The organism is Pseudomonas sp. CBC3 (assembly GCF_037967085.1).
Lineage (GTDB): Bacteria > Pseudomonadota > Gammaproteobacteria > Pseudomonadales > Pseudomonadaceae > Stutzerimonas.
The window spans coordinates 1-4,110 of record NZ_JBANEO010000014.1; the positions used below are offsets into that span (position 1 = coordinate 1).

The following is a 4,110-nucleotide window of genomic DNA, read 5'->3' on the forward strand; positions in this document are numbered from 1 at the left end:
GGAACGGCTTGTCGATGGCACGCTCAGGCTCGGGGATGTAGGCATCCAGAGTTTCGACCAGCTTGCGCACGGCCGACACACCCATTTCGTTGTCATCCTGACCGTTCAGCGCCATGAGCGCGGAGCCGATGATGATCGGAGTGTCATCGCCCGGGAAGTCATAGGTCGACAGCAGGTCGCGAACTTCCATCTCGACCAACTCCAGCAGCTCGGCATCATCGACCATGTCAGCCTTGTTCAGGAACACGACGATGTACGGAACACCAACCTGACGAGACAGCAGGATATGCTCACGAGTCTGCGGCATGGGGCCGTCAGCAGCAGAGCAAACCAGGATAGCGCCGTCCATCTGCGCGGCTCCGGTGATCATGTTCTTCACATAGTCAGCGTGACCTGGGCAGTCGACGTGGGCGTAGTGACGGATCGAGGAATCATATTCAACGTGGGAGGTGTTGATGGTGATACCACGGGCCTTCTCTTCCGGCGCGTTGTCGATCTGCGAGAAATCACGCGCAGAGCCGCCCCAAGTCTCAGCACAGACCTTGGTCAGCGCTGCAGTCAGGGTAGTCTTGCCATGGTCGACGTGACCAATGGTGCCGACGTTCAGGTGCGGTTTGTTACGTTCGAATTTTTCTTTAGCCATCGAGACCGTCTCCCATCGTTGAATTGAGCTAGTCACGCCACCATTAAAACAAAGGCAGATATTTACATATCTGCCTTTGATATTGGAGCTCATGAGCGGACTTGAACCGCTGACCTCACCCTTACCAAGGGTGTGCTCTACCAACTGAGCTACATGAGCAATGCTCGCTGCGAAGACACTTTAAACGTGGAGCGGGTAGCGGGAATCGAACCCGCATCATCAGCTTGGAAGGCTGAGGTTCTACCACTAAACTATACCCGCATCAGCTTGTGCCTACGCTGAAATCTGGTGGAGGGGGAAGGATTCGAACCTTCGAAGTCGATGACGTCAGATTTACAGTCTGATCCCTTTGGCCGCTCGGGAACCCCTCCAAAACGAGGCGGCATTTTGTTTGCCACCACCTCTTCTGTCAAGCTTTTTCTCATTTAAAACCTGAGGTTAGCTCCGATGACAGTGCCTACTGCACGCCCCAAGGGGAGGTGCTGCTGAGCGGGCGCCATTCTATGTAAACTATGTCGAAGTTGCAATGCTTGAGCAGGGTATTTGCTGAGACTCTAGGGCAGGAAAGCTTCCGACAAGCTCTGCGAGTAGTTCGTCGCTTAGCAAGTGCTTACGTTCTCCGGCCACCCGCACCCAATAACGGCGGTGACTTCTAGGCAGCTCACGAACCAAGGCTGTGTAATCAACTCCCTGCAGACGAGTCACGACGCTTTCCGCAGAATCCTTGCGAGAGAATATTCCCAAGGATATTCCATTCGACAAATCCCCTACGGTAATGATGTAACTATCTATATTACGCGATTGCAGTTCTCGCAACTGACGTAACGACGCTTGTCGAGAGACAAGAGGAGGAAGATACACCCAGTAGTCAACACCGGCAGCCTCATCAACAGCCTCAACCTGAGAATCAATATCCAGACTAAGCAGGCGCTGCTCAACGGCTTGCGCAAGCGACTCCTCATTAAAACCACCAAGCAACAGACAAACGTTGATCGCGTCGTGTGCGGACCTACGCCGGACGAAGGAATCCGCCTCGCTTAGCAGCTTAATATCAGCCTCTCGAGAGGGAGCACTTAGCTGAGCGCCGCCGCCATCCACTGGCCGGATTTGATTTAGGTGAAGCAGATAAAGCAGTAGGTTCAGCATCACCAGAAGCATTAGAAGCCAGCGCATCGATACCTCTTTAGGGGCAGGCCAACGCCAAGCCTCTGAAAACCAGATCAGCCACGCACCTTACTTCGCGGACATCGGCAACAAGCGGCGCGTCACCACCAGTAACATAGGTGACAAAGTCGCCACCCAAATAGCTTTCGGCGAAGGTAATCTGACTGGAGACATAACTACGAGCCATGATCAAGCAGCCTCGGTCAACAGCCTCAGCGGTAGACCTTCCGGGAGAAAAATCGCTCAACACAAGCGCTGTTTCCTCAGAGTCGTACTGAATGCGGCGCGTATGAGCAAGCAAGCGCCCCCGCAGCAGGGCGACGCCAGGCGCGATGTACCCACCAAGATGCGTACCGTCGCGAGTTACCAGATCAACAGTGATGGCTGTACCCAAATCGATAACCAAACAGGCTTCTCGGCACATATCGTACGCAGCCACGATAGCTAACCAGCGGTCCAGCCCCAGTCGCTGCTGGTCACGGTAACCATTCACAACCCCGGCGAGATGCTCAGCTGGACATGCCTTCGTCACGCTCAAGCTTAGCGATTCAGAGAGCACATCCATAACCACCTGGGTTTCGGCGTCACTCCGTACGCTAACCAGGCGACAGCGGGGTATCTTGCCCAGGCCTTGTCCGAGCAGAGCCTGCACAATATCTACCGGTTGCGAAGCGATTCCCTGAATCAACGGCACGCCGCCAGTTACAGGAATAACCCGCCATTTAATGAAACTGTTTCCGCAATCGAGCTCAAGAATCATGATCGAGCCTCAAGCTTAGCTCTCCCCCACTGAAGCGGCGCTCCCCTAAGCCGTCGACCAAGAGCCGCAAAGCGCCCTGCCCATCCACGCCGAGCATCAAGCCTGTAATCAGCTGAGCTCCATTGCTTAAGGTACAGCGCCTACCCTGCCAGATATTGTTAGCTTCCCACTCATCATGCAAAGCAGAAAACCCTCGTTGCGCATGCAGACATAGGTAACGATGCAAAAACTCACTAATCAAATTGGCGAGCTCGCTTCGATCCATCAGAATACCTGTTTGCTGCCTCACCGAGGTCCAAGGCTGGCCAATTCCCCCAGCAGCTGAGGTCATGTTCACATTTATTCCAATGCCAATAATAACGTGACAGACATCGGCCGGATCCCCTGTTAGCTCCAAAAGAATTCCTGCGATTTTCTTACCGTCGGCATAGATATCGTTGGGCCACTTAAGCCCGGCACGCTCGACTCCGGCCTGACGTAGAGCCTGAAGAACCGCCAAGCCCACCACCAGACTCAAGCCAGACATACCCTGGGGGCCACCGGAGACCTTCATTGCCAGGGTGTAGTAGAGGTTCTTCGCCGGAGGACTGACCCAGGTCCGCCCTCGCCGACCACGTCCGCCAGTTTGGCTTTCCGCCAATACGACAAAGGGAACAGCTTGCCCCGCCTGCAGCAGCCTCAACGCTTCAGCATTTGTTGAGTCTACCGTCTCTCGCAGGCAGAGCTGCCAACCGAAGCGACCTAACACGTCGGAGCTTTCGTCATAACCCAGCAGCGATAGAGGCTCCGATAGCCTGTATCCCTTACCAGGCACCCGAAACAGTTCAAAACCATACTGGCTTTCGAGCCGCTTTAAATATTTCCACACAGCGCTGCGACTCACACCGAGAGCAGCACCGAGCTCTTCGCCAGAATGAAAACGCCCGTCACTGAGTAGCCGCAGCAAGCTGTTCATAAGCCCTCATAGCCAAGTACACATCGTAGAACCGCGTCTAACAGCTTAATAATTACTGTCGCGCAAAGACAAACCCCCGACCTTCTTACGAGGGCCGGGGGTTTGGTGTAGAAGCTTGACGATGACCTACTCTCACATGGGGAGACCCCACACTACCATCGGCGATGCGTCGTTTCACTGCTGAGTTCGGGATGGGATCAGGTGGTTCCAACGCTCTATGGTCGTCAAGCAATTCGGTTTCTGCCTCGGGGTTTAGCCGCTGCAGCGAATCGGGCATGTGATGGTGTTGCTGTGTTTCGGTTCGCTTTGCGAGCGATGCGTCTTTTCGGTTTGTTTGTCGACTTCAACCGTCTGACACGCAAACATCAAATTGTTTGGGTGTTATATGATCAAGCCTCACGGGCAATTAGTATGGGTTAGCTCAACGCCTCACAACGCTTACACACCCCACCTATCAACGTCGTAGTCTTCGACGGCCCTTCAGGGAGCTCAAGGCTCCAGTGAGATCTCATCTTGAGGCAAGTTTCCCGCTTAGATGCTTTCAGCGGTTATCTCTTCCGAACATAGCTACCCGGCAATGCCACTGGC

4 protein-coding genes, 3 tRNA genes and 2 rRNA genes are annotated in these 4,110 nt (G+C 54.3%); all 9 read right to left on the reverse strand.

What is annotated here, in order from left to right:
- Positions 1-643, reverse strand: a 643-nt coding sequence (locus V6943_RS20120) for a GTP-binding protein (RefSeq protein ID WP_340555136.1), incomplete at its 3' end; no start/stop codon positions are given.
- A gap of 83 nt (positions 644-726) precedes the next feature.
- Positions 727-802, reverse strand: a tRNA-Thr gene (locus V6943_RS20125).
- A gap of 28 nt (positions 803-830) precedes the next feature.
- Positions 831-904 (reverse strand) — tRNA-Gly (locus V6943_RS20130).
- A gap of 25 nt (positions 905-929) precedes the next feature.
- Positions 930-1,014: transfer RNA gene (locus tag V6943_RS20135), tRNA-Tyr, on the reverse strand.
- Positions 1,015-1,153: 139 nt separating this feature from the next.
- Positions 1,154-1,816, reverse strand: a complete 663-nt coding sequence (locus tag V6943_RS20140; RefSeq protein WP_340555139.1) for an SPOR domain-containing protein — start codon at positions 1,814-1,816, stop codon at positions 1,154-1,156.
- Positions 1,817-1,826: 10 nt separating this feature from the next.
- The gene (locus tag V6943_RS20145) at positions 1,827-2,567 is read right to left on the reverse strand and encodes a type III pantothenate kinase (protein ID WP_340555140.1); all 741 of its coding nucleotides are present in this window, start codon (positions 2,565-2,567) and stop codon (positions 1,827-1,829) included.
- Complete coding sequence (birA, locus tag V6943_RS20150; RefSeq protein ID WP_340555141.1) at positions 2,557-3,522, reverse strand: bifunctional biotin--[acetyl-CoA-carboxylase] ligase/biotin operon repressor BirA; 966 nt, start codon at positions 3,520-3,522, stop codon at positions 2,557-2,559. Before birA ends, V6943_RS20145 begins: the two co-directional genes overlap by 11 nt.
- Positions 3,523-3,635: 113 nt before the next feature.
- Positions 3,636-3,751 (reverse strand): 5S ribosomal RNA (rrf, locus tag V6943_RS20155).
- 156 nt (positions 3,752-3,907) lie between these two features.
- A 23S ribosomal RNA gene (locus tag V6943_RS20160) occupies positions 3,908-4,110 on the reverse strand; the annotation flags it as partial.

Bases quoted from the DNA above. Each gene is read 5' to 3' on its own strand.
- V6943_RS20140 (WP_340555139.1), bottom strand. From the start codon at position 1,816: ATGCGCTGGCTTCTAATGCTTCTGGTGATGCTGAACCTACTGCTTTAT.
- V6943_RS20145 (WP_340555140.1), bottom strand. From the start codon at position 2,567: ATGATTCTTGAGCTCGATTGCGGAAACAGTTTCATTAAATGGCGGGTT.
- birA (WP_340555141.1), bottom strand. From the start codon at position 3,522: ATGAACAGCTTGCTGCGGCTACTCAGTGACGGGCGTTTTCATTCTGGC.